23 protein-coding genes and 1 tRNA gene are annotated in these 23145 nt (G+C 34.7%); 16 read left to right on the top strand and 8 right to left on the bottom strand.

Annotation, left to right across the window (positions count from 1 at the left end; all coding sequences use genetic code 11):
* Positions 1 to 37 precede the first annotated feature (37 nt).
* Positions 38 to 2641 carry a T9SS-dependent M36 family metallopeptidase gene (locus AC23MB_RS06570; protein ID WP_487786813.1) on the bottom strand — a complete coding sequence of 868 codons (2604 nt, stop codon included), beginning with the start codon at positions 2639 to 2641 and terminating at the stop codon, positions 38 to 40.
* Positions 2642 to 2979: 338 nt separating this feature from the next.
* On the opposite strand from AC23MB_RS06570, the gene AC23MB_RS06565 reads away from it, so the two are divergent.
* The 10 genes from AC23MB_RS06565 (at position 2980) to lgt (ending at position 12380) form a co-directional block, all read left to right on the top strand.
* Entirely contained in the window at positions 2980 to 4263 is a 1284-nt protein-coding gene (locus tag AC23MB_RS06565) for a dihydrolipoamide acetyltransferase family protein (RefSeq protein WP_487786812.1), read from the top strand.
* Positions 4264 to 4982: 719 nt separating this feature from the next.
* The gene (locus tag AC23MB_RS06560; RefSeq protein ID WP_079665560.1) at positions 4983 to 5312 is read left to right on the top strand and encodes a PadR family transcriptional regulator; all 330 of its coding nucleotides are present in this window, start codon (positions 4983 to 4985) and stop codon (positions 5310 to 5312) included.
* A 10-nt stretch (positions 5313 to 5322) separates the two neighbouring features.
* Complete coding sequence (locus tag AC23MB_RS06555) at positions 5323 to 7077, top strand: PspC domain-containing protein (protein WP_487786811.1); 1755 nt, start codon at positions 5323 to 5325, stop codon at positions 7075 to 7077.
* A 471-nt stretch (positions 7078 to 7548) separates the two neighbouring features.
* Positions 7549 to 8115, top strand: a complete 567-nt coding sequence (locus tag AC23MB_RS06550) for a 1-acyl-sn-glycerol-3-phosphate acyltransferase (protein ID WP_487786810.1) — start codon at positions 7549 to 7551, stop codon at positions 8113 to 8115.
* Between the two features lie 17 nt (positions 8116 to 8132).
* The gene (locus AC23MB_RS06545; protein WP_487786809.1) at positions 8133 to 8555 is read left to right on the top strand and encodes a PaaI family thioesterase; all 423 of its coding nucleotides are present in this window, start codon (positions 8133 to 8135) and stop codon (positions 8553 to 8555) included.
* 2 nt (positions 8556 to 8557) lie between these two features.
* Positions 8558 to 9538 carry a chorismate-binding protein gene (locus AC23MB_RS06540; RefSeq protein WP_079665556.1) on the top strand — a complete coding sequence of 327 codons (981 nt, stop codon included), beginning with the start codon at positions 8558 to 8560 and terminating at the stop codon, positions 9536 to 9538.
* Between the two features lie 42 nt (positions 9539 to 9580).
* Positions 9581 to 10135, top strand: a complete 555-nt coding sequence (locus tag AC23MB_RS06535; protein WP_487786808.1) for a hypothetical protein — start codon at positions 9581 to 9583, stop codon at positions 10133 to 10135.
* A 53-nt stretch (positions 10136 to 10188) separates the two neighbouring features.
* The gene (locus AC23MB_RS06530; protein WP_487786807.1) at positions 10189 to 10800 is read left to right on the top strand and encodes an alpha-ketoglutarate-dependent dioxygenase AlkB family protein; all 612 of its coding nucleotides are present in this window, start codon (positions 10189 to 10191) and stop codon (positions 10798 to 10800) included.
* Positions 10801 to 10864: 64 nt separating this feature from the next.
* The gene (gene yidD, locus AC23MB_RS06525; RefSeq protein WP_079665553.1) at positions 10865 to 11104 is read left to right on the top strand and encodes a membrane protein insertion efficiency factor YidD; all 240 of its coding nucleotides are present in this window, start codon (positions 10865 to 10867) and stop codon (positions 11102 to 11104) included.
* Between the two features lie 403 nt (positions 11105 to 11507).
* Positions 11508 to 12380, top strand: a complete 873-nt coding sequence (gene lgt / locus AC23MB_RS06520) for a prolipoprotein diacylglyceryl transferase (protein ID WP_487786837.1) — start codon at positions 11508 to 11510, stop codon at positions 12378 to 12380.
* A gap of 885 nt (positions 12381 to 13265) precedes the next feature.
* Here lgt and AC23MB_RS06515 read toward each other — a convergent pair.
* The gene (locus AC23MB_RS06515; RefSeq protein WP_312323510.1) at positions 13266 to 13847 is read right to left on the bottom strand and encodes a hypothetical protein; all 582 of its coding nucleotides are present in this window, start codon (positions 13845 to 13847) and stop codon (positions 13266 to 13268) included.
* Positions 13848 to 14511: 664 nt separating this feature from the next.
* On the opposite strand from AC23MB_RS06515, the gene AC23MB_RS06510 reads away from it, so the two are divergent.
* From AC23MB_RS06510 to AC23MB_RS06495, 4 genes are all read left to right on the top strand, one after another.
* Positions 14512 to 14766, top strand: coding sequence for a transposase (locus AC23MB_RS06510; RefSeq protein ID WP_487786836.1), 255 nt, complete (start codon positions 14512 to 14514; stop codon positions 14764 to 14766).
* A 30-nt stretch (positions 14767 to 14796) separates the two neighbouring features.
* The gene (locus AC23MB_RS06505) at positions 14797 to 15720 is read left to right on the top strand and encodes an IS3 family transposase (protein ID WP_487786835.1); all 924 of its coding nucleotides are present in this window, start codon (positions 14797 to 14799) and stop codon (positions 15718 to 15720) included.
* A gap of 502 nt (positions 15721 to 16222) precedes the next feature.
* Positions 16223 to 16492: a hypothetical protein gene (locus tag AC23MB_RS06500; protein ID WP_487786806.1), complete on the top strand. Its 270-nt coding sequence runs from the start codon at positions 16223 to 16225 to the stop codon at positions 16490 to 16492.
* A 72-nt stretch (positions 16493 to 16564) separates the two neighbouring features.
* Positions 16565 to 16837, top strand: coding sequence for a hypothetical protein (locus AC23MB_RS06495; protein WP_487786805.1), 273 nt, complete (start codon positions 16565 to 16567; stop codon positions 16835 to 16837).
* Positions 16838 to 16965: 128 nt separating this feature from the next.
* Here AC23MB_RS06495 and AC23MB_RS06490 read toward each other — a convergent pair.
* The 4 genes from AC23MB_RS06490 to AC23MB_RS06475 form a co-directional block, all read right to left on the bottom strand.
* Positions 16966 to 17052 (bottom strand) — tRNA-Ser (locus AC23MB_RS06490).
* Positions 17053 to 17097: 45 nt separating this feature from the next.
* Entirely contained in the window at positions 17098 to 18120 is a 1023-nt protein-coding gene (locus AC23MB_RS06485; RefSeq protein WP_313031950.1) for an asparaginase, read from the bottom strand.
* 70 nt (positions 18121 to 18190) lie between these two features.
* Positions 18191 to 19147: a D-2-hydroxyacid dehydrogenase gene (locus tag AC23MB_RS06480; protein WP_487786804.1), complete on the bottom strand. Its 957-nt coding sequence runs from the start codon at positions 19145 to 19147 to the stop codon at positions 18191 to 18193.
* 177 nt (positions 19148 to 19324) lie between these two features.
* Entirely contained in the window at positions 19325 to 19726 is a 402-nt protein-coding gene (locus AC23MB_RS06475; RefSeq protein WP_313215672.1) for an LNS2 domain-containing protein, read from the bottom strand.
* A 192-nt stretch (positions 19727 to 19918) separates the two neighbouring features.
* Between AC23MB_RS06475 and AC23MB_RS06470 the strand changes: the two genes are divergently transcribed.
* Positions 19919 to 21325 (top strand): APC family permease, encoded by a 1407-nt coding sequence (locus AC23MB_RS06470; RefSeq protein ID WP_487786803.1) that lies wholly within the window; start codon positions 19919 to 19921, stop codon positions 21323 to 21325.
* A gap of 12 nt (positions 21326 to 21337) precedes the next feature.
* Positions 21338 to 22060, top strand: coding sequence for a YqjF family protein (locus AC23MB_RS06465; RefSeq protein WP_487786802.1), 723 nt, complete (start codon positions 21338 to 21340; stop codon positions 22058 to 22060).
* A gap of 56 nt (positions 22061 to 22116) precedes the next feature.
* On the opposite strand, the gene AC23MB_RS06460 is transcribed toward AC23MB_RS06465, so the two are convergent.
* Both AC23MB_RS06460 and AC23MB_RS06455 read right to left on the bottom strand, forming a co-directional pair.
* Entirely contained in the window at positions 22117 to 22458 is a 342-nt protein-coding gene (locus tag AC23MB_RS06460) for a phage holin family protein (protein WP_374329792.1), read from the bottom strand.
* Between the two features lie 63 nt (positions 22459 to 22521).
* Complete coding sequence (locus AC23MB_RS06455; RefSeq protein WP_487786801.1) at positions 22522 to 23145, bottom strand: peptide deformylase; 624 nt, start codon at positions 23143 to 23145, stop codon at positions 22522 to 22524.

Below are 23145 nucleotides of genomic sequence, written 5' to 3'. Positions count from 1 at the left end.
GAATGGACTTTTAAAAATTTATAATTACAAAAATTAATTATTCTACAATTAATTTATCTTTTTGGATAACATTTCCGTTTTCGGAGATATTAACTATATAAACACCTTTTGGCATGTTAGACGTTGATACAGCTTCAACACTATTTTTCTTTCTTTCAAAAGATTTGATTGTTTTTCCAGAAATATCAATTATTTCAACTTTAACAGAACCTTGGTTAAGTGTAGGTTTTCCAGAAATAAAGAATTCTCCTTTAGCAGGATTTGGATATACATTAAATGCTTTTGTTTTATTAGCTTCAGAAGTTGCAAGTTTACATTTTTCTGGAACATTATAGTCTTCAGTCTGATCAGCAACACTATTATTAGAACCAGCATTTGCGTTAAGACCTAAACCTCTTTTAGCAAAAACATTCCAGATTAAACATTCGTCAGCACCACCAGTAGCAAGATCAGCTTGTATGATAGCATTTCTTCCTGATACGAAATCTGGAGAACAAGGTTGTAACTTCAATCCATCTACTACTAATTGTACAACTTTAGCACTACCACTATTAGGATTTGCAACGATATCTGAGGCGTATCCATATTTTTCTGCTAACTTCCAATGCAAATCCCAAAGCATAGTTGCCCATACTTGACCTACATCGTGTGGCGATTGTGCACCAGCGATACTGTTATAAGTCCAGTTGTTAACAGCAAAATCAGGAGAATATTTTTTCCCTCTAATACCTAATCCTGTAGGTTGTTGTCCAGCAGAATAAGTAGCAATACTTCTTGCAGTTGCAGCAGTATATTCTGGTTTGTTAGTCATCATCAAAGCAAAGAAATCTGACCAACCTTCACCCATCTGCTCACTATTGCTAAGACATCCCATACTATTACCTGTAAGACGATTAGAAATACCATGTCCATATTCATGAACAATTACACCATTATCAAAACTAGAGTTTTTATAGCCATTCCCCATGTCCTTCAAGTCAACATTAACTGTTTTACCACTGTTAAGTAAAGAAATAATATAATCACCCTCATCTTTACCAATCATTATTGATGGAATAACAACCGTTTGATCAGTACCATTCATATCAATTGCTGTATTTGAATTTGCACGATGAATAATTGCTCCTTTAGCACCAGCAGCTTGCGCATTTTTCACTTTTACAATATTCGAACATTCTCCTGCACTTCCAGGAGAATAATTTAATAATGCAATTTTACCAGTCAATGAGCCAGCTGTAATAGTACTACAGCCATTGGCTACATTAGGAATAGCTACATCTCCAGTTGTCGGAATTGAAAATAAAACTTTTCCAAAATTACCTGCACCTGCCGCTACACCTGGTCTAGTTACAGCTTCCTCTGGAGAATTGTAGAACAGTTTTTGTTTTAAACCTAATGTTCCTGATTTCCAAAGATACATTTGCATTCTTGGTGCCGCAACTGTTGATTCGGTTTCATAACCTGCATTAAAGTTTGCGTTGTTATAACCACTGCCATCATAACCTTCTGCTCTTACAGCATCATTACCTCTACCTCCTTTATCGAAATTATTTGTTTGGAAGTTTTTTGATGATTCTGTAAATCCAAATCGATAAAAAACATCATGCACCATATTATTAGAGTAGAATAAATTGGTAATAGCAGCGTGCTTGTTATCATATGCTGAAATATCTTGACCTTCCGCATAAGGAAAATTAAAGTTCATTGCTGATCCACCGTCAGTTATATCTGTGTTAGGTGGTGTATTTGTACCCGCATTATCAAAATATGCCCATACGTTATTTCCCCTCGTATAAGTATAGTTTGCAGAGCCTGTATCGTGCCATCCTAACGGTGATGCGCCAAGATCCCATGGATCTGTTAGAACTGATCTGGAGCCAAATGTTGGAGCCTCTATCGGAAAAGGAAAAACGTTATACGAAGCACTTGCGACAGCTGTTGCAGCTTTATGTGCAGTATTTATGTGATTTTCAACAAAAGCTGGCAAAAAATGATTGTGTACATGCCCTCCATCTTCTGAAGCTGCGTAGGCATCATCATGGAAATTACATGAAATAACCATATTATGTTTTTCCAAAACCTCGTTATTCTCAAGATTAACCATTACTTGCCAAAACGCATTGTTTTTAGAATCATCTATAAAGAATAAACGTGCAGGCACTAACTTACCATCTTTTTGATAATAGTAAGCAAAATTGGCAACTTGATCAGCGGTTGGATTGTCTACAGCAACACCATCAGCAATCAATTTGTAATTAACTTCAGTAAGGCCTAGATTAGTAATTACAGAAGAAAATGCCGAAGTTACAGAATTAGGTTTCGAATATTTTGAAACATTCTGAACAGTATCAAAATTATTATTAAATGACCACATTTTACCATCTTTGATAATAGCTTTTGCTAATGAATGATAAATAGGGACACCATTTACAGTTTGTTGCACATCCACAACATTTGCTTTCAAGCTAGCAGAATTATCCTCATTAAGGATTTTAAACTCTACCGTTTTTGACACTCCTTTAAAACTTGCGTCATTTGAGATATGATCTCTAATAATCGTCTCCGTACTTTGTCCGTTCATCACAGTTAAGAAGAACAATGCTCCTACTCCGATAGAACGCTTTAATAAAGAATTTTTCATATTAAAACTACAATTGTATATTTTGATTTTTTGAATGTCCTAATGTACAGTTTTTTTTATTGAATTTAATATTCAATTGTTAAATAAATAAGTTTTAATTAAAATTTAAGTCCCACATCATTGTTATTTTAATAAAAATAATTGATTATAATCAATTATCAACAATCATAACTAAAAGATGTATAAACTTGTTTTTGCAGATATTTTCAATGGCATCTTGAAGAAAATACCTAAAAATCATCTTTAAACACAATTCAAACAATTTTTATCAATATTTTTAAGAACGTTATATATCTATCAAAAAAAATGTATTTTTGTAAAAATTCAAAAAAAGTAAAATGGCTGAATATAAGTTAATACTACCCTCAATGGGAGAAGGTGTGATGGAAGCGACAATCATCAGTTGGTTATACAATGAAGGTGATATGGTTAAAGAAGACGATTCTGTTGTAGAAATTGCAACAGATAAAGTTGACTCAGACGTTCCAACGCCAGTTTCTGGTAAAATTGTAAAAATCCTAAAACAAAAGGATGAAGTTGCTAAAATCGGCGAAGCCATTGCCATTTTAGAAATTGAAGGAGAAGGATCAGCTTCTACCGAAGCTGCCCCTATTGCAGATTCAAAGCCAGATGCTGAAACTTTAAAAACGATAGAAGAACCATTACAAGTTGCAGCTGCAGTAGCACTTTCGGGAGATCTTAATCTTTCACCGCTTGTAAAATCTATCGTACAACAAGAAAACATTTCTGAAACTGAACTCAAAACCATTAAAGGAAGCGGTTTAGAAAACAGAATTACAAAAGAAGATATTTTAGCTTATGTAGCTAATCGTGGTAATCACGCTGCACCAGCACAGGAAGCTCCAAAAGCTGCTGCACCAACTGCTCCGGTTACGCCAATCGCTGTTGCAGCGGGTGACGAAATCATCCCAATGGACAGAATGCGTAAGATTATCGCAGAAAATATGGTTAAAGCGAAACAAATTGCACCACACGTAACATCTTTCATCGAAACAGATGTTACTAATGTTGTAAAATGGAGAGCTAAAAATAAGGCAGCATTCGAAAAGAGAGAAGGTGAAAAACTGACTTTCATGCCAATTTTTGTAAAAGCGATTGTAAAAGCGATTCAGGATTTCCCAATGATCAATGTTTCTATTAGTGGTGAAAATATCATCAAAAAGAAAAACATCAACATCGGTATGGCAACGGCATTACCAGACGGTAACCTAATTGTTCCAGTTATCAAAAACGCTGATCAATTATCACTTTCTGGACTTGCAAAAGCCATCAACGATTTGGCTTACAGAGCGAGAAACAAAAAATTAAGACCAGAAGACACGCAAGGTGCAACTTATACTATTTCTAACGTTGGTAGCTTTGGCAACCTTATGGGGACGCCAATTATCCCTCAACCGCAAGTTGCAATTTTAGCAATTGGTGCGATTGTTAAAAAACCAGCAGTTTTGGAAACGGCAGATGGAGATGTTATTGCAATCAGAAACTTGATGTTCATGTCACATTCTTACGATCACAGAGTTGTTGACGGATCTTTGGGCGGGATGATGCTAAAACACGTTCACGATTACCTAGAAAACTGGGATCTAAATACAGAAATCTAACATTAAATTTTTCCAAATACAAAAGCCTTCAAAAATTTGAAGGCTTTTTTTATTTGGGCGTCTTAACCAGCTGTCACTAGTCGCTTCGCTGCGCCAAAGTTAATGCCCGAGCCTGTGGTGCGAGCTCCAATATGCCGTTCCATTTGGGACGCGGACTACGGATAATTTTTAAAATTTTAGTAATTGAATTATGAATTTATAATTCATAAAATATTTAGACAAGAAAATCTTTCAGGGTTTCAACCCCTTAAAGGCTTATTGTAAGTCGTATTATGGATTTTGGCTAAGTTTTTCTTTCAATTATTTTGTAAACTAATCTTCTAAAAAATTTTTCGTTTTGTTAAGAATGGATAATAAGAATGTTTTAATAAGAAAGTCGTAGTTTATTTGAGTTAGGATATTTGATAAATAAGAACAATCGTAAATCAAAAAAAACCGCAAATCCATTAGCCCTGATTGAGCGGCATGTGTGAGCTCGTTACAAAAAAAATGGCCAGAAACTTGGCTTTGTAACAGCGAGTAGCGAAAGCAGGTTCTCGGCTCCTAAAATTTTATATCTGAATATCAACGAGTTAAATACGATACTAAAAATATTTTACTACTTTGTATTGCATAATACCAAACTTAATACATATCTTTGCTATGTAATATTACTTAAACTGCGTAGAAAAGCTAAGTCGCTTTTCGAGAATAACGATCATTAATAATCATAAAACACTATGAATACAGAAAATACAAAAGCGCAAATGCGTAAAGGCATTCTGGAGTTCTGTATTTTGAGCCTTATTCAGAGTCGAGAAATGTATGTCTCGGATCTGATTGACGAACTCAAAAAAGGGAAACTGGATGTGGTAGAAGGCACGCTCTACCCGTTATTAACCCGATTGAAAAATGGAGAATTTCTTAACTATCGTTGGGAAGAATCTACAAGCGGACCACCAAGAAAGTATTATCAAATTACCGAAAAAGGTAGTCTTTTCTTGAAAGAATTACAAAATACTTGGAACGAGCTGACAGAGTCGGTTAACCAAATTACAAAACCACAATAACATTAAAACTATGAACAAGACATTATCAATAGCACTCGCAGGATTTTCCTTCATCATTGATGAGCATGCTTATATAAAACTTAGCGACTATCTTAATGCGTTGCGTAGTTCTCTAGATGCAACCGAAGCGGACGAAGTGATGCACGATATCGAGATTCGTATGGTTGAAATCTTCAAAGAAAGCCTTGGCAAAAGAGAAGTTATTAACGATATCGATGTTGAAAAAGTGATTGCCCAAATCGGCACACCAGAACAAATCGACGAACAAGAAGAAGCTTACTTTTCTGAAAGTAAACAAAATAATCAAAAAACTAGATCTAACTTTAGCAGAAATGTTAATGGACAAAGACAGCTTTTCCGTGATCCAGGTCAACAAAAAATAGCTGGTGTATGTGCGGGTCTAGCACAATATTTTGGACTAGATGTTACGTGGATGCGTCTAATCTGGGTTGGTACTTTTATGCTACTTTGGATAGCGCCAGGATCTTCTCTATTGGTTGTATTACTATACGGAATCCTGTGGATGGTTCTTCCAAAAGCAGAATCGGCTTCAGATTATCTAAAGCTAAAAGGGAAACCTCTTAATTTTGATAACCTAAAAGAAGAGTCTGGTAAGATTGTACAGTTTGCGAACGAGTCAACACAACGCGTTGGCGAAATCTACGACAACAACAAACAAAGCATCAACAATGCTGGAAGCAGCATCTGGAATGTTCTTAAATATATTGTAGGTATTTTCGCAATACTTTGTACAGCTGGATCTTTTATTGGATTGTTTGCGATCTTCGCAGCTTTTAATACAGGAAGCTTTAACGTTGGTGATAATTTGTCATTCTATCTACAAGAAAACAATATGTCTTACCTCATGTTGGCTCTGGCAGGAATCCCAGTTTTAATGTGTGGCATTTGCTTTTTGTTATTGGCGATTAAGATTTTCTCTCCAAAATCAAAATTCAATTATGTAGGGACTTTCATGGCGATTTTAGGACTTATTTGGTTAGGTGTACTTGGGGTTTTTGCATACAGTGCAATTTCTGTAGAGAATCAATTTGAAGGTCACAACGAAGAGACTGAGAAGGTAGCAATCAATTCAAAATCTGACAGTCTGTTTGTTGGAAGTAAGACTGTGACAATTCCGCAACAATTCAAAGGTTATTGGGGAAGAATCTACTCTGACAAAAAAGTAATCTACAAGCAAGATTATCCAAGTATAGAAGTTATTAGAAAAGACAACGTTACAACACCCTATCTTGTCATTAAAAAAGATGGTGAAGGTTATAACACGCCACTTAGGATGTCAGTTCCTGTAGAAGTTGTTGGCAATAGAGTTTTGTTACCTAACTATTTCTCTTATCCTTATGATTACAGATTTAGAAGTTATAGAGTGGATTACGAATTGGTTGTTCCTAAGAGCATGAAAATCATCAAAGAGCATGGTAACGGTGTTAGTTTCCGCGGCGATATTGATGATGACGACAACCCAGACAGCAGCGACAGTCAAGATTTTGATTACGATAACTACTCAAACGGGAATAGTAACGATACAGGAATTAGTATTGAAAAGAATAGAATCAAAATTAATGGTAACACAATTGAGTATCGATCTAATGATGACGACCATGTAAGAATCAACGGAAAAAGATACCATGTTGACAGCGCTGACGCAGTTTTCGATAAACTTAATATTGATAAAACAGATCTTACCGATCTTGACATTAATATTAAAGATGGCAAAAAAGAAATGATGATAAAAGCGTCTAAATAATATGCAAACACCAAATCGCATAATGTTTTGAAATATGATTCGAATTATAAAAAATATTAAAGAAAGATACAGTTCTAGGACAAGTACCAAAACAGATTAAGTTATTAAAAATAGATTCGTCTAAAGAGAGCGTGATAAAGCTCCGAAATTTAGCTAAATAATGAAATTCACATATTTTATGAAAATATTAATAATCTAAAAAGCTTTATCTTAAAAATAAACATTAATTTTGTTAACTATAAAAACCAAATCTCATGATCCAGATCGTCATAGAATTCGCTATCAAAGTTGTAGATTTCGTATCTAACTTATTCTAAAATTTTTAGAAACAGAAGGTTATTCCGTAAGTATTATTAGCAAAAATATACGGAAATAAAATAAATATTTTATCAAAATATAACGCTAATTTTTATGTAGCTTTGTAAAGTATGGCCATATTGGTTATACTTTTTTTGTCACATATATAAAGTTATGAAAAAACTGATAGGAAGCTTGATGCTAAAACTAATGGGCTGGAAGATTGTGTTAGACGGCGACGTTGACAATCTTGACCGTTGCGTTTTGGTTGTGGCGCCTCACACCCATAACATCGAGTTTATCTTGGGTAACTTCGCATATTGGAAATTACAAAAACCTCTAAAAATCATCATCAAAGATGCACATACCAAAGCTTGGTATGGTTTCGTTGTAAAGTGGCTTGGCGGTATTGGTATTGATAGATCACAAAAAAATAACTTAGTACAATTTGTTGCTGATCAATTCAAAAAAGAGAGCTTCAGCTTGGTGATAACGCCAGAAGGCACACGATCTCGTGTCGAAAAGTGGCGCAAAGGTTTTTATCACATGGCATTAGAAGCTAAAGTGCCTTTGGTAATTGCAACAGGAGATTTTACTACCAAAACGCTGTATTTAGGGTACAAAATTAGCTACGAAGATTTGGTGTCACGTTCGTATGAAGACGTTATGGAAGAAATCCAAAACTATCTAAAAAAAATTACACCTCGAGTTCCTGAAAATTGGAATCCTAAAATCTATTAATTTAAGTTTTTATTAAAATGGATCAAGCGACGAAAGAAGCAAAACTGAAGCACCTTAACGAATGGTGCAAACATACAATATTAGAAGTTCTAGACATTACTTTTACAGACATTACCGAAGATAGCTTAACAGCAACAATGCCCGTAACTTGGAAAGTACACCAACCAATGGGACTTATGCACGGCGGCGCAAGTTGCGTGTTGGCAGAAAGTCTTGGCTCAACACTTTCTGTATCGGCTTTGGATTTGGACAAATACTATGCTGTTGGGACTAACATCAACTCTAACCACCTAAAAAGTGCTACAAAAGGCATCGTAACGGGTACTGCAAGATTCATCAGAAAAGGTGCAACTTTGCATTATTCTGAAATCGAAATCCGTAACGAAAAAGGTGAACTTCTTAACCATACCACGATGACTAACATCGTAATCCGCAAATAATTATGTTGTACTTTCGATTTCCTGAGGGAGAAAAGTTTTACACAACCGATGATGATGCATCGGAAGTCAATGTCAATTTTGTAAGTTTTGACCGAAAAAAAGAAATTGATTTTAAAGGAAATCTTATCGAAATTTCTGCAGAAGAAATAGCCGAAGAAGATTATGTCCCGAAGTCAAAAAAAGAGCGTATCGAACTTTATAAAGACACCGAAGACACCTACTCTCGCAAAGTTCTACAAGCGATTGACTACATCAAAGCCAATCAACTAAAAAAGTTGGTGATCTCTCGTGGAAAAATCTTGATGTATACGGATATTTCACACGACAAAAAACTGGCTTTAGGAAAGAGTTTTCTGCAGTTTTGCGATAATTATCCAACGGCTTTTTGTTACCTTTTTGAGAAAGATGGACAATGTTGGATGGGCGGTTTTTCGGAGGTTTTGGGCAAATATAACAAGAAGACCAACGCATTCGAAACCATGAGTCTTGCGGCGACGCTTCCTCTCGACGAAGCTTGGACAGACAAAGAAATTGAAGAACAAAAACCTGTTACAGACTATGTTCATTCGGTGTTAAAACGTTTTGCAGTCGATATCAGCGTTTCCAAAGTTCAGGATCATATTTCTGGGAATATCAAACATTTGAGAACGGATTTTAAGGCGACAGTTTATCCTCAAGATTTAGAAAATTTAATAAAAGAATTACATCCAACGCCTGCCGTTTGTGGCTTCCCGAAAGATGTTTGCATGCAAGGCATCAAAATTATTGAGTTTAACAGTCGCGAGTTTTATTCTGGTTTTATTAAAGTTGAAACCGAGGAAGAAATCTATTATTTCGTGAATTTGAGATGCGCAGAATTTTTTAAAAGTTATGCTATTTTGTACGTTGGCGGCGGAATTACAGAGAAAAGCGATCCTAAAAAAGAATGGACAGAAACGGAATTAAAATCTTTAGCCATCCAAAATAATTTGGTGTTTGATTAAATTTTATTTTTTTGACTTAAAATCTTGCTAAATCTTGACCTAATGAAGGAAAATTTAAAAAAGTATAGCATTCAATTTATTAAAGAAATTATTCCTGTTGTCGCAGGTATTTTAATTGCGCTTTTTATTGAAAATTGGAATTCTGAGCGTAAAGACAAAGCCTATATTGACCAAGTTTTTGTGACGGTTAATAAAGAACTTAAAGATTCTAAAGACAATATTATAACAACCATTCCTAGGCAACAGAAATTAATGGATACTTTACAATATTACGCCGATCGTAAAGATGTCAACATCCTTAATATCGTGATTAAGGCAGGCGGTTTTTATTCACCGCAACTTAAAACCAATGCTTGGAAAACAGCATCAACCACCAAAATTGATTTGGTGGACTACAAGAAGATTAATTCGCTTTCGAAAATTGAAGAAATCAAGGACATTCTAAAAGAAAAAAATGATTTTCTCATGAGTTATGCTTACAATAATATTAATTCGACAGAGAAGAATACAAAAATCACTTTTAAAATGATACTTAACGATATTATCCAGAACGAAAATACTGCGTTAAAAGTTATTGAAGATTACGAGAAACACTAATTTTTAAAAACTAAATTTCTTCTTTTTTTCGTTTTTAAACTAAATTCTAAAACATGTTGTCATTATTCCCTGACGAATTTGATTCTAGCAAAAATCTTCTGCCTTTTGACGGAACGGTTCTTTATTTTGGAAAAGTGTTTAGCAACGAAGAAACTGAATTTTATTATTCAAATTTATTTAATAACATCGACTGGCAAAATGATGAGGCTTTAATCTACGGAAAACTCATCACCACCAAACGGAAAGTAGCTTGGTACGGCGATGACGACTACGCTTACACTTATTCTAAAAGGACGAAAATTGCAAAATCTTGGACGCCAGAACTTTTAGATATCAAAAAGAAAATTGAAAATTTAACATCCGAAAATTTTAATTCTTGCCTTCTCAATCTTTATCATGATGGCAACGAAGGCATGGCTTGGCACAGCGATTCTGAAAAAGCTTTGAAAAAAAATGGCGCCATTGCATCGATAAGTTTTGGAGCAGAACGCAAATTTTCTTTTAAACATAAGGCTTCTGGCGAGGTTGTTTCTTTAACTTTAGAATCTGGAAGTCTTCTCATTATGAAAGATGAAACCCAACAACATTGGCTACATCGTCTTCCTCCGACCAAAAAAATATTTGCGCCACGAGTTAACTTAACTTTTAGAAGTTATGTTAGCTAATCTTTAACAGCAAAAAATCTATTTTAAAATAAAAATCCTTTATTTTTGTAGCTTTAACAAAAGGATGTTTAACAAGATTATTACTTTTCCGTTGGTAGCGTTGATCAAGTTTTATCAACTTGCAATATCGCCTTGGTTGGGTAAAAATTGTCGTTACGAGCCAACTTGTTCGCACTATACTGTCGAAGCTTTGCAAGTCCACGGGATCTTCAAAGGTAGTTGGTTATCGATAAAGCGAATCTTGTCTTGCCATCCTTGGGGCGGCGAAGGATATGATCCTGTACCGCCAAAACATGAACATTAAAATATACTAAATGCAACAAAAATTATTTAGCTTGTACTTCACTTTAGTAGTTGGTTTTTTCCAATTATTAATGGCTCAAACTTCTGACATCAAAACCACGTCTGCACAACTTGACATCCAAGGGAAAAATGTTCCGGTTGAGATTTTTGCAACCGTCAATGGAAATACTTTCAGTGCCTACTCGAACGAAACACGAGCAAAAAATTCTTTAATTATTGTTAATAAAGATAATAAAGAGCCGATAAATGCTGATTACGAAGCATTTATACTTTCGACATTTGCTAATTATAAAAATCACAATTATCAATTTTTAACTAATGATTTCAAATTAATAGATAACGCGGTTAATATTAATGACATCCAAAATGTAAAATACATGTATCACGCAGTTAATCAAAGTGATATGATTAAATATAATGATGCAGTATCCTTAAAAACAGATTTCAAAATTTGGGATCCAGCTACTGGCATCAACTTAGGTTTTGGTACGCTACATTTTTATAGTTTAATGTTCGTTTTTGCTTTTGGATTCGGTTATATTTTAATGAAAAAAATCTTCAAAATCGATAATGTTGACGAGAAGTTTTTGGATCCATTATTCACTTGGACTTTGGTTGGAACCATTCTGGGTGCGCGTTTGGGGCACGTTATTTTTTATCAACCCGAACTTTTCAAAGAAGATTTCTTAAGTGTTTTCTTACCGATTTCGACAAAAGGAGGATTACATTTCACGGGGTTTTCGGGGCTTGCAAGTCACGGCGCAACCATCGCTTTAATCTTTACAACACTTTATTATAGCTTTAAAGTAATCAAGAAAAATCCGTTTTGGGTATACGATAGACTAGGAATTGTAGTTGCTCTTGGTGGCGCTTTTGTTAGAATGGGTAACTTTTTTAATTCTGAAATTATCGGAAAACCTGTTGATCCAAAATCACCTTATGCTTTGTTATTTCCGCAACAAAGCTCAGAATATGGTGTGACAATTCCTCGTTATCCGACACAACTTTTTGAAGCTGTTGGTTATGTATTGTTATTTGTTCTGCTTTGGTTTTTATACAGAAAAACAGATAAAAAATATCAACAAGGTTGGCTTTTCGGATTGTTCTTCATCATCCTTTGGGCAATAAGATTCCTTGTAGAATTCCTGAAAGAACCACAAGGCGACGAGTTTATCCAATTCGCTGGTTTGAATACGGGACAAGTTTTAAGTATTCCTTTTATGATTGCCGGTTTGGTAATTATGCTTTACTCAAAAAATTGGAAATTAGAGAAATAAAAATTAAAGAGGTTCGTTTTATATGAGCTTCTTTTTTGTTTGAAGAAAAAAGTAAACATTTTTCTATTATGCTGAAAACAAAAAGATTTATAACGTTAAAATTTGATAAACCCGAAGTCGAATTTTTATTTTTGCTGAAAATATTTTCTTTAATTATTTTTGGTGCAGCTATTATCTCTTTTAGCACATATTATGGCAGACTCATTTTGCCATTTATAACACTTGGTATAATCTATTTACTGTTTATCATAATAATAATTCCCATTTACATAGTAGTTAAAATCTACATTTTCACTACTGATCAAATGAAAATTTATGACGCTACTATTTGGGGCAAAAAGAATGAAAAATTTATTGACTACATGAGCATAACTTCTTTTTGAAAATCTTACAATATCTATCGATTAATTTTAAAGATTCTCAGAATATAGCTGTAAGCTTGGTTAGAGGCAAGTTAGATTCTTTTGATTTCGTTGTCAAAACATTGTAAAATGTCAGTTTAAAAATTACAATCAGAAAATTCGAAATAACGAAACTGTTGTGTTTAATTTTCATGTCTTTGATAACTATAAAGTATTAGTACAAACTCCAAATGTGGAGTTGTATTTTCAAAATACAAAAAGAATTGAATTAAATAAGATTTTTATAAAAATTAACTCTAAATCTTTTTCATAGAGCAATATTTGGAACTCGAGAGTAAAATACCGAAATACTATCGAAATGTTGTCACAACTCGATAATGAAATTCGCTATAAAATTCAAATCGAAAATTATGAAATTCTGAATAATTTGATATATAATTATTGGTAAAATTTCTCTAAACTAAATTAATAAAGGCTGTTACGAAAACAGCCTTTTGTTAACCCTAAAAAAACTATGGTAGCCTTACACAAAGTACCATTCTTCATTTGATGAGTAAGATAATAACCACTCTTGTTGCTCTGGAAAAATTAAAACATCACCGTCAATAACATTAAAAACTTCTTCAGAATCTAACTTTAAAATATCAAATAAATTTGCCTCAAGCAAAATTGAATATTTGATAAAATAGAGAAAAATTTTCTGATTTTCAAGTTCTTTTTGACTAATCAATCGTTCCAAAATTGTACGATTGCATCGTTTTTCTTTGGGAATGTAATCATGAAAATCTGGAATATACTTAATAGGATTAAGTGAAGGATACTTACTAAAACAAATATCCATAAGCCGATTATTATCCATCAAAATGGCATAATAAAATTGATAATCCTTAAGTCTAGATGACATAAAAAATTCTCTAAGAGGCCAGCGCCACTGACTTGGTATCTTATCTATAGACATTACCCGATATGGCAATTGGCGCTCTTTAAAACAATCCAAAACATGGATAAACTCCATAATATAGTCATCGATAAAATTTTGGATTTTTAGCTGAAGCTGAAGCTGCAATTTTGACTCTTGCAACTCCAAATGTTGTACGGAATTCATGGTAAGTGTTTTTGGTTAAAAAAAATAAATAAAATTATATCAATTAGCTCTAATCTAATGTTTATATTGTAAAAATAATAGTAACTAAAACTAAAAACAATACCTACTTTTCGGTATATTTTAAATATTATTTATTTTGAAATATTTTCTTCCACTTTGCAATCGAATTTCGTCTTATCTTGAAATATTTAGCGATTTCGGAGTTATTAAGCCCCCTAGAAATCTGAAAGTTAAGAATTTTTTAAATATCTTTTTTTGAATAAGGCCGTAATTTCTGGTTTGATATATCTAGATTATTACCAAACAACTTCTTATTGATAGCAATAACATCATATAAGATATTTTCTTTTTCGAAAATAATATTGTTGTAAATTCCTCTACTTTATCAGGATATTTCATCGCAATCATATCACTATAAATACGATGATAATTAGGCAGTTGACTTACTTTTGATGTTTACTGATCCATTTGTACAAGGTTGTTTTAGGTATATTATATTCTGTAATTATTTGTTGTTTAGTTTTCTTACCTATTTTTACTAACTCGCAAATGAAATCAATAACTTCTTGTGTATGTAAGCTCCCCCGAAAACAGTACGGTTTAAAAGTATAAAATAATTAACTTTAAATCGTAATTAAGACAATGAAAAAGAGCACATTCAGTCCTGCAAAGATTGCAGGTGTTTTTAAAGGAGTTTGCCGGCGGCCGCAGTGCCGAGGAATTGGCAAGGGAAAATGGCATCAGCACAGCAACTTTATATAAGTGGCGCCAGAAGTACAATGGCATGGAAGCCAGTGAACTCAAACGGGTGAAAGAGCTGGAAGAAGAAAATGCCCGACTCAAGCGGATGTACGCAAACCTCGCGATGGAACTTGACGTTGCAAAATACATTATCGAACTTAGCGAAGCTAAATCATGAAGTCATTTAGAAAGCATTAATTATTTCTGAATAAAAAAAGCTCTAAAGCCTTGTCGGAAACGGGAGATTGTCATGGAGATCCATGAGCTCCGTCCTAAGGATTCCGGCAAGGCTTTACGTGTACTTAAATTAAGCAGAAGCAGTTTTCATTACCGCTCACTGAGAGATGATTCTACGGTGATGATGGAGCTTGAACAGCTTACCCAGAGCCATCCTCGGGAAGGATTCTGGAAATACTATTACCGCCTGCGCAACCGTGGCAAAAAAATCAATCATAAGCGGCTGCACAGAATTTATAAGGAAATGAAACTTCCTTTGCGACGCAAGGTTAAGAAACGTTTACCTGCCAGAGTAAAAGCGCCATTGGAAGTACCGGCATCCTTTACTCACACGTGGAGTAAAAATTTTATGAGCGATGTACTTGCCAGTGGCAGAAAGTTTCGCAGTTTTAATGGGATTGATAATTACAACAGGGAAATCCTTCACATTGAGGCAGATTACAGTTTGAAAAGTTCGCGGGTAATCTGGATACTGAACCATCTGGTGAACCGCTACGGCAAGCCCGAGAAAATACGCATGGATAATGGACCGGAGTTTATAGTAAATACTGCGGAAGTCTGGAGCAGGGTAAATGAGATCAACTTTGCATATATCCAACCGGGGAAACCTACACAGAATGCCTACATTGAACGCTTGAACAAAACCTACAGGAATCAGATCCTGGATGCATATATTTTTGAAAGTTTGGATGAAGTAAGAAGTGTTACTCAGGAATGGGTAAGAGATTACAATTACGACCGCCCCCATGACTCATTGGCTGGTTTATCGCCGGTGATGTTGAAAAATGGACAGCAAGCCCAGGCTAAGGCCAGCACTTTTCCTGCCCACTTTTTTACATCCGACAACAACAGCAGTAAAAAATCAAGAAAAAATTCTACTTTTAAAGTGTACTGAAAATGGGGAGTTTACAGATCTAGCTAGTATAATTGCGATAGAAGTGCTTGGCGCTCACTTCAACTTTTTAGGAGGAAGTTCCGATTCATATCTTATTATTTTGGTACATTACTAAATAAACTTATACCTCTATCCTTTTCTTGAACTTCTTGAAAATATCAATGATATATTGCCAATAATATTCTTTTTTTTTGCGCATTCCTATTTCCGTTGTTTGGTTTTTGGATTGGAAAATATTTACATTCGAGTAAAAAAGAATAGAAAAAAATCTTGCATTGCTTAAAATTATTAAAATATCATTTTCTGTTTCATTTAATAGTTTCACTAATGTTAAACTTCAAATACCGACGAAAACGCTTTCACAATAATATTATTTTTTTTTATGAATTCATATAAAATCCTTTGATTAAATAAGAACTTTACATCAGTTCAGCTTTCGGATGCATAATAGAAATAACAAAAAATAATGTTATTTTTTAATAAATAATTTTACGCAAACACAATGAAAAATCATTTTCTTATAGTTTTAACATTTATCTCAAGTTTCAGTTTTGGACAAGACAAAATCCAAAGAATTTTACCCAGGCAACCCATTTATATCAATCTTTTGGATGATTTAGGAAATCCATGGAAGGGCGATCCAGTCTTAGTTCTCAATTATTTTGCGGAAAAAGAAGGAAGCTACTTATTTTATTTTAATGAAGCTAAATCTAAAAGTGAATCTTATTTAACAGAAAATCCAAAAGATCCTTACGCCGGACTCTACATTTAAGATCACGGTGGAATTTCGGAGCTTATCATTTTTAAAGATTTTGCTGGACCACTTTCAGAACCTTCTTATTTATTGGATTATTGCGTTGTTGAAGATGTAGACAAAAATAAAAGTCCTGAGTTTTATTTAACCTATTACGAAGCTTCGGATGAATTGGACGCCAAACCTTTAAAATTATCGTTTATTCAAAAAAATGAGAAAAATTTTGTAAAATCAAAAATAACAGCTTGGATTCCATATCAACTAGAACACAAATATAAAGTTGAGCAAAACTTAATGATTACGAAGTTTCAGAAATTAAAAAATCGCTTAAACACTGGCAACAAAAAGTTTAGAATAAAATAATTAGTGTGAAAAAAGTGTGAAAAATTATATCTTTTTATAGTCCTTTTATGGTTATTTTTCAAAGATAGAAAATAAAATCAGAAAGAGTATAAAAACAAGAAAAACCGCTATTGTAGCGGTTTTATAAGCAGAGAGGAAGGGATTCGAACCCTCGATACAGTTACCCGCATACTAACTTTCCAGGCTAGCTCCTTCAACCACTCGGACACCTCTCTTTTTTAAGTCTGCAAATATAGTTAAATATTTGATTTCACCTAATATTAGTGAAAATCTTTCGTGACTTCGCCACAAATATCTTCATCGAACAATTCTGCAAAATTAGCTTTGTATCTAGGATTATTTAGCAAGTGCATAGACTTTGTAATCGCAGCTTCAGCGGTCATATCTTTTCCATTAATAGCGCCAACTTGTCTAAAAATATTACTATTGCTGTACTTCCCAAAACTAATACCGCCTGACACGCATTGACTGATAACAATAATCTCAACTTTACGGTGACGAAGCTCTCTTAAGACACGTTCTGTTTTTTCGTTGTTAAAAATGGTTCCTGATCCAAATACTTGAAGAATAATAACCTTAACAGAAGTTACTTCTAACAAAAAATCGAAGTTCATTCCTGGGAAAATTCTCCAAAATAAAACATTTTCGTCAAGATGTAAATCGATTTCAAAATTGGTAGATTTTGGTTTTAGAAGACTGTCCTTATCAATATTTAAATGAACGCCAGATTGCCCAAGAATAGAATAATTTGGACTTTGGTAAGCGTCAAAATACTCTGCCGAGAATTTTAAACTTCTGTTGCCACGCAACAATTTGTATTCAAAATACAAAGTCACTTCTTGTATAACCGCTTCCTCATTTTCGTAAAGACTCGCGTAGTAAAGACTTGTCAAAAGGTTTTCTTTAGCATCTGTCCTCAAATCACCAATTGGTAATTGAGAACCCGTTAGCACAACAGGCTTTCCAAGATTTTTAAGCATAAAACTCAAAGCAGAAGCCGTATACGACATCGTATCTGTCCCGTGAAGAATCACAAAACCATCAAAAGCTTCATAATTATCTTGAACAATTTTTGCAATGCCTTGCCATTGTTTTGGTCCCATATCCGAAGAATCTACGGGGGAGTCAAAAGACTTTACCGAAACCTCACATTCCATAAGGTTCATTTCGGGCATACGTTTAAAAATATTTGAAAAATCAAAAGGAACAAGACTTCCCGTCGCATAATCTTTCTCCATCCCAATCGTTCCACCTGTGTAGATGATTAAAACCTTTCTTTTCATGCCTCAAAAATAAGCAATTATCCCATTCTGAAAAAAAAAACTCAGCCGAAATGGCTGAGTTTTCATAATATTATTTAGCATGAAAAATACTATATATTTGTTCAGCGAGACTTGTCCCTATCCTATCCTGCGCTTCTTCTGTTGAGGCGCCGGTATGTGGCGTTAATGAGATTTTTGGATGTTGCAAAACTTTTTCTGACGGCGTTGGTTCGTTTTCAAAAACGTCAAGTCCAGCAAAAGATAACTTCCCTGAGTCCAATGCTTCCAACAAAGCAACCTCATCAACAACGCCACCACGAGCACAATTAACAATTGCAGCACCATTTTTCATCATGTCGATTTCACGTTTTCCTATAATCGCGCCATCTTGCGCTGGGACGTGCAGTGTGATAAAATCGGCGTGTGAAATTAATTGGTCCAATGGTTCGGTTTCGATCTCGACATTTATAAATTGTTTATTATAAAAATCAACACGAACGCTCGCTTTTCCGATTCTAGTATCCGATGCAATAACCTTCATACCAAGACCTAGCGCAATCCTCGCTACCTCTTGTCCAATACGTCCAATCCCGACAATGCCAATGGTTTTACCACGAAGTTCAACACCTTTTTCGTAGGCTTTTTTCAGCGCATTAAAATTGGTTTGACCTTCCGTTGGCATTGCACGATTCGAAACTTGTAAAAATCGACATCCCGCAAAAAGATGTGCAAACACCAATTCGGCAACAGACTCAGACGAAGCCGCATGCGTATTAATCACATGTACACCTTTCTCGCGTGCATATTCGACATCGATATTATCCATACCAACGCCACCGCGACCTATAATTTCCAAATTGGGACAAGCGTCAATCAAATCTTTTCGAACCTTTGTTGCGCTACGTACCAAAAGCACTTTCACGTTTTCGCGGTTGATAAAATCCGCCAAATCTTCTTGTCTAACTTTTGTTGTAATCACTTCGTAAGACTTCGCTATCAGTGCATTAATCCCGCTTTGCGTCAAACCATCGTTTGCTAATACTTTCATTGATTTTTATTGCTTTTTTTTGTCAAATTGATAAATATTTTTAGGAGCTAATCCCGCTCTCAGCTCTATCTTTGGTGCGAGTCTCGGACGGCTGCGCTACGCTCCGCCGCCTCACCTCGCCCCAAAGGATGCCGCTTCCATCGGGGCTAGAGATACTACGCCGTTGATTATTTAAGTTTAATCTTTAAAAACCTGAATGCTCACATTTTTCTCTACAAGATCTGTAAATTTTCCTTTGTAGCGCGTTGCTTTCACAAGATGATTATCGATCCAATGATAGTTGCCACCACGCGGTTTCCCACAAAGAATACTGTGATATTTAAAACCATGACGATTGAGCCATTCTTCAGTTATCGCTTTCAGATCCTCGGTCCTAGATGTGAAAAAGCAAATTTGATGACCTTCGTCGTACCATTTATTAATTGTTTCTAAAGCGTCAAGAAAAGGTAAACAAGTTGACATTCTTTCAGGTTCCTCATTTGGGATATCATCTGTTATCGTTCCGTCGATATCGATTAAATAATTTTTAATACCATCTTTCAGCATGGGGCTTTCGTGGTTTTTGTATTCTAACTCCATGATTATTGTCTTATCTATCCCAAATTTAGGATATATCCTTCAGTAGAACATTACGAAATCTTTAAAATTTCGAAGACTACAACAAAATTCATTATTAACAACATAAGACATTGAAGATTATAAAAAAGATAAACTTTCTAACAAATAATTAATGTTTATGTAGACTTTTATATATTTGACTCAAATAAAACTATGGAAAAGAAACTAAAACTCTGGGATGCCACAATGATTGTCATGGGATCAATGATCGGGAGTGGCATCTTCATTGTAAGCTCCGACATTATGCGTAATCTCGGCTCTGGATATTGGTTAATTGTCGTTTGGTTGTTGACCGCCCTTATGACAATTGCCGCTGCAATCAGCTACGGCGAGTTGTCTGCTATGTTTCCGAAAGCTGGTGGACAATACACCTACATCACAGAGATTTTCGGAAAAATGATGGGCTTTCTTTATGGTTGGGGACTTTTTACCGTCATCCAAACCGGAACCATAGCAGCAGTTGCGGTTGCTTTTGGAAAGTTTACAGCTTATCTCATCCCAAGTCTTAACGATGCCGCCCCACTTTTCCAAAGCGGAAGTTTTAAAATAACTTGGATACAGATTCTTGCAATCGCTATTATACTTTTGCTAAGTTTCATCAATACGAGAGGCGTCCAAAGCGGAAAAATGCTACAAAATATTTTCACGTCTTCCAAAATTATTGCGCTTTTAGGATTGATTGCTTTAGGATTTATTTTGGTTGAACATTCTCAATTGATGAGTAACTTTAAATTTGGGTGGGAAGCTTTCCAAAATTTCGGAACCGAAATTGATGGTCACAAAGAGTCCGCAAGTTGGCTTTCAATATCGGGTACAACAGTTCTTGGCGGTATTGCGGCAGCAATGGTAGGTTCCGTGTTTAGTTCTGTCGCTTGGGAAAACGTAACTTTTGTCTCTGGCGAAATCGAAAATCCCCGCAAAAATGTTGTTCGCGCGATGATTATTGGGACAACATCTGTTATGATTTTGTATCTCTTGGTTAATCTCGTTTATCTTAATACATTAACGCGCGACGACATCGCTTTTGCAGCTAATGATCGTGTTGCTGTCGCCTCTGCTGAAAAAATCTTCGGAACTGCAGGGACAATTATTATGGCAATTTTGGTTATGATTTCGACGTTTGGATGTGTTAACGGAATTATTCTCGCTGGTGCACGGGTTTTCCAGACGATGGCAAAAGATGGTTTATTTTTAAAAGCAGCTATCAAAAATAATCGTTTTAATGTTCCTGCCAACTCACTGTGGATGCAAGGGATTTGGGCAAGTTTGCTTTGTCTTAGCGGTCAGTACGGCGATTTGTTAGATATGATATCATTTGTAATTGTTTTATTTTACATGTTAACCGTTTTTGGTGTTATCTATCTCAGAATTAAAAAACCCAATCTAGAACGTGGTTACAAAACTTGGCTCTACCCTATTACACCAGCCGTTTATTTAATAATAGGTATTTCTTTTTGTGTACTTTTATTTGTTTACAAACCGCAATATACTTGGCCAGGATTAGCTTTGATCTTGATAGGATTACCCGTATATTTACTCATCAATAAAAAGTCTTCTTAAAAATCTGATCGATTGAGTAACATAACATCCTTACTATCAAACATTCAACATCGTCCATACCCTTTACCAGAAGGACAATTTCAGTATTATCAAGAGTGGAATCGCGCCATTTTTCTGCATTGGAAAGTCGATTATGAAAGCTTGCGAAAGTTAGTACCAGAGGCTTTTAATTTAGACCAAATTGATGGCGATTATTATATTTCTATTGTTGCTTTCAGCATGGAAAAAATCCGTCCAAGATTGTTACCATCGCTTTCTTTTTTATCAAATTTTGATGAAGTTAATACCAGAACTTATATCGATAACGATGGTAAAAAGGGCGTTTTTTTCATTAATATCGAAGGGCAAAAACTATTATCTTGTTTGGTTGCAAAAGAACTGTCGGGACTTCCTTATCAAAAAGCAAATATGAAAAGAAGTCCAGGACAATATGACTCTCAACTCGATTCAAAAGACCTAAAACTCCACATCGCCTACGAAATAGGAAATCCTCTAAAACAAAAAAAGAATCTCGATCTTTGGTTAACAGAGCGATATTGCCTGTATCTACGACATAACGGACAAAATATCCGTTACGATATTCATCATAAAGAATGGGAAATTAATGATGTTAAAATTAAAAATTTAGAAACAAAATATAAATTCGGAAACATTGACTTTACCAACCGAAAACCAGATTTGACACACTACTCAAAAGGTGTAGACGTCATTTCGTGGAAGAAAGTCATTTTATAAACAAAAAAAATCCGTAGCAAAAAACCACGGATTTCATTATTTCATTGTTTTAAAACTTAATCTTTGGAGAATAAAGCTCCGAAAACAGCCGTCACAATCGACAATAGAATACTGAATAAGAACGCCCATCCAAAGCCATCAACCGTCATACTATCCATAAAATGATCGCAAAGCAAAATGATAACAGCATTGATAACCAACGAGAAAAGTCCTAAAGTTAAGATCGTAATTGGTAACGACAAAATCGCTAAAACTGGACGAACCAACATATTAAGAATCCCTAAAACGATAGCAAAAATAATCGTTGATGTGAAATCTTGAAAATGTACGCCTGACAAAATTTTGCTTAACAAAAACGCTGATACAGCGGTAATAAGTAAATTGATAATTAATCGCATAGTTTATAATATTTTAAGTTAAAAATTATTTTTTAAGACGTTGCAAATTTCGTGCACTTTCTATTACAATGGCAATCTCTTGAAGGCATCTACTCTAATAATATTAGAATCTGTCTCATTTTTGCTCTTGTCCTGAATTAAAATTCCTGATAAATGATCGATCTCGTGTTGGAAAATAACTGCCGTAAAGCCTTCTACAATCTCAGTGATTTTCTTACCCGACAAATCCCAATATTCTAACTGAATAACTTGACTTCTATAATACATATCTCTAAAATCCGGAATCGACAAATCGCCTTCTGGACCGAGGTTAAGAATAGCAGACCTCCAAAGAATCTTAGGATTTAGAAAATACTCTAGTGGATTACCTGCCTTGTCAAAACGTTGAACCCAAATCACATTTCGGTTAACACCTACTTGCGGCGCAGCAATCCCAACACCGCCATCTGTCGCCAATAACGCCAACTTCATACGATTAACCAAAGTCGTCGTATGCGGATCTTTTGGATTAACATATTTTGACATCGACAATAAAACCGAATGTTGATGCTCGTCGGTTGTCTGATAAATTGGAAGCGCCGAGTTTTTATCATTCGAATTGATTAATTTGATTTCGGACGCTGTATATTTTTGTCCAAAACCCAAACAATTAAGAAAAATCGTGACAAGCAGTAAAAATGTTTTCAT

The organism is Soonwooa sp. T0.1_25 (assembly GCF_057652215.1).
This window is presented reverse-complemented; position numbering and strand designations above follow the sequence as displayed.

Coding starts and splice junctions, on each gene's coding strand:
- AC23MB_RS06560 (WP_079665560.1), top strand. CDS start 4,983: ATGAATACAGAAAATACAAAAGCGCAAATGCGTAAAGGCATTCTGGAG.
- lgt (WP_487786837.1), top strand. CDS start 11,508: ATGATTAAATATAATGATGCAGTATCCTTAAAAACAGATTTCAAAATT.
- AC23MB_RS06555 (WP_487786811.1), top strand. CDS start 5,323: ATGAACAAGACATTATCAATAGCACTCGCAGGATTTTCCTTCATCATT.
- AC23MB_RS06470 (WP_487786803.1), top strand. CDS start 19,919: ATGGAAAAGAAACTAAAACTCTGGGATGCCACAATGATTGTCATGGGA.
- yidD (WP_079665553.1), top strand. CDS start 10,865: ATGTTTAACAAGATTATTACTTTTCCGTTGGTAGCGTTGATCAAGTTT.
- AC23MB_RS06515 (WP_312323510.1), bottom strand. CDS start 13,847: ATGAATTCCGTACAACATTTGGAGTTGCAAGAGTCAAAATTGCAGCTT.
- AC23MB_RS06460 (WP_374329792.1), bottom strand. CDS start 22,458: ATGCGATTAATTATCAATTTACTTATTACCGCTGTATCAGCGTTTTTG.
- AC23MB_RS06480 (WP_487786804.1), bottom strand. CDS start 19,147: ATGAAAGTATTAGCAAACGATGGTTTGACGCAAAGCGGGATTAATGCA.
- AC23MB_RS06570 (WP_487786813.1), bottom strand. CDS start 2,641: ATGAAAAATTCTTTATTAAAGCGTTCTATCGGAGTAGGAGCATTGTTC.
- AC23MB_RS06550 (WP_487786810.1), top strand. CDS start 7,549: ATGAAAAAACTGATAGGAAGCTTGATGCTAAAACTAATGGGCTGGAAG.
- AC23MB_RS06475 (WP_313215672.1), bottom strand. CDS start 19,726: ATGGAGTTAGAATACAAAAACCACGAAAGCCCCATGCTGAAAGATGGT.
- AC23MB_RS06540 (WP_079665556.1), top strand. CDS start 8,558: ATGTTGTACTTTCGATTTCCTGAGGGAGAAAAGTTTTACACAACCGAT.
- AC23MB_RS06565 (WP_487786812.1), top strand. CDS start 2,980: ATGGCTGAATATAAGTTAATACTACCCTCAATGGGAGAAGGTGTGATG.
- AC23MB_RS06455 (WP_487786801.1), bottom strand. CDS start 23,145: ATGAAAACATTTTTACTGCTTGTCACGATTTTTCTTAATTGTTTGGGT.
- AC23MB_RS06545 (WP_487786809.1), top strand. CDS start 8,133: ATGGATCAAGCGACGAAAGAAGCAAAACTGAAGCACCTTAACGAATGG.
- AC23MB_RS06530 (WP_487786807.1), top strand. CDS start 10,189: ATGTTGTCATTATTCCCTGACGAATTTGATTCTAGCAAAAATCTTCTG.
- AC23MB_RS06500 (WP_487786806.1), top strand. CDS start 16,223: ATGAAAAATCATTTTCTTATAGTTTTAACATTTATCTCAAGTTTCAGT.
- AC23MB_RS06485 (WP_313031950.1), bottom strand. CDS start 18,120: ATGAAAAGAAAGGTTTTAATCATCTACACAGGTGGAACGATTGGGATG.
- AC23MB_RS06535 (WP_487786808.1), top strand. CDS start 9,581: ATGAAGGAAAATTTAAAAAAGTATAGCATTCAATTTATTAAAGAAATT.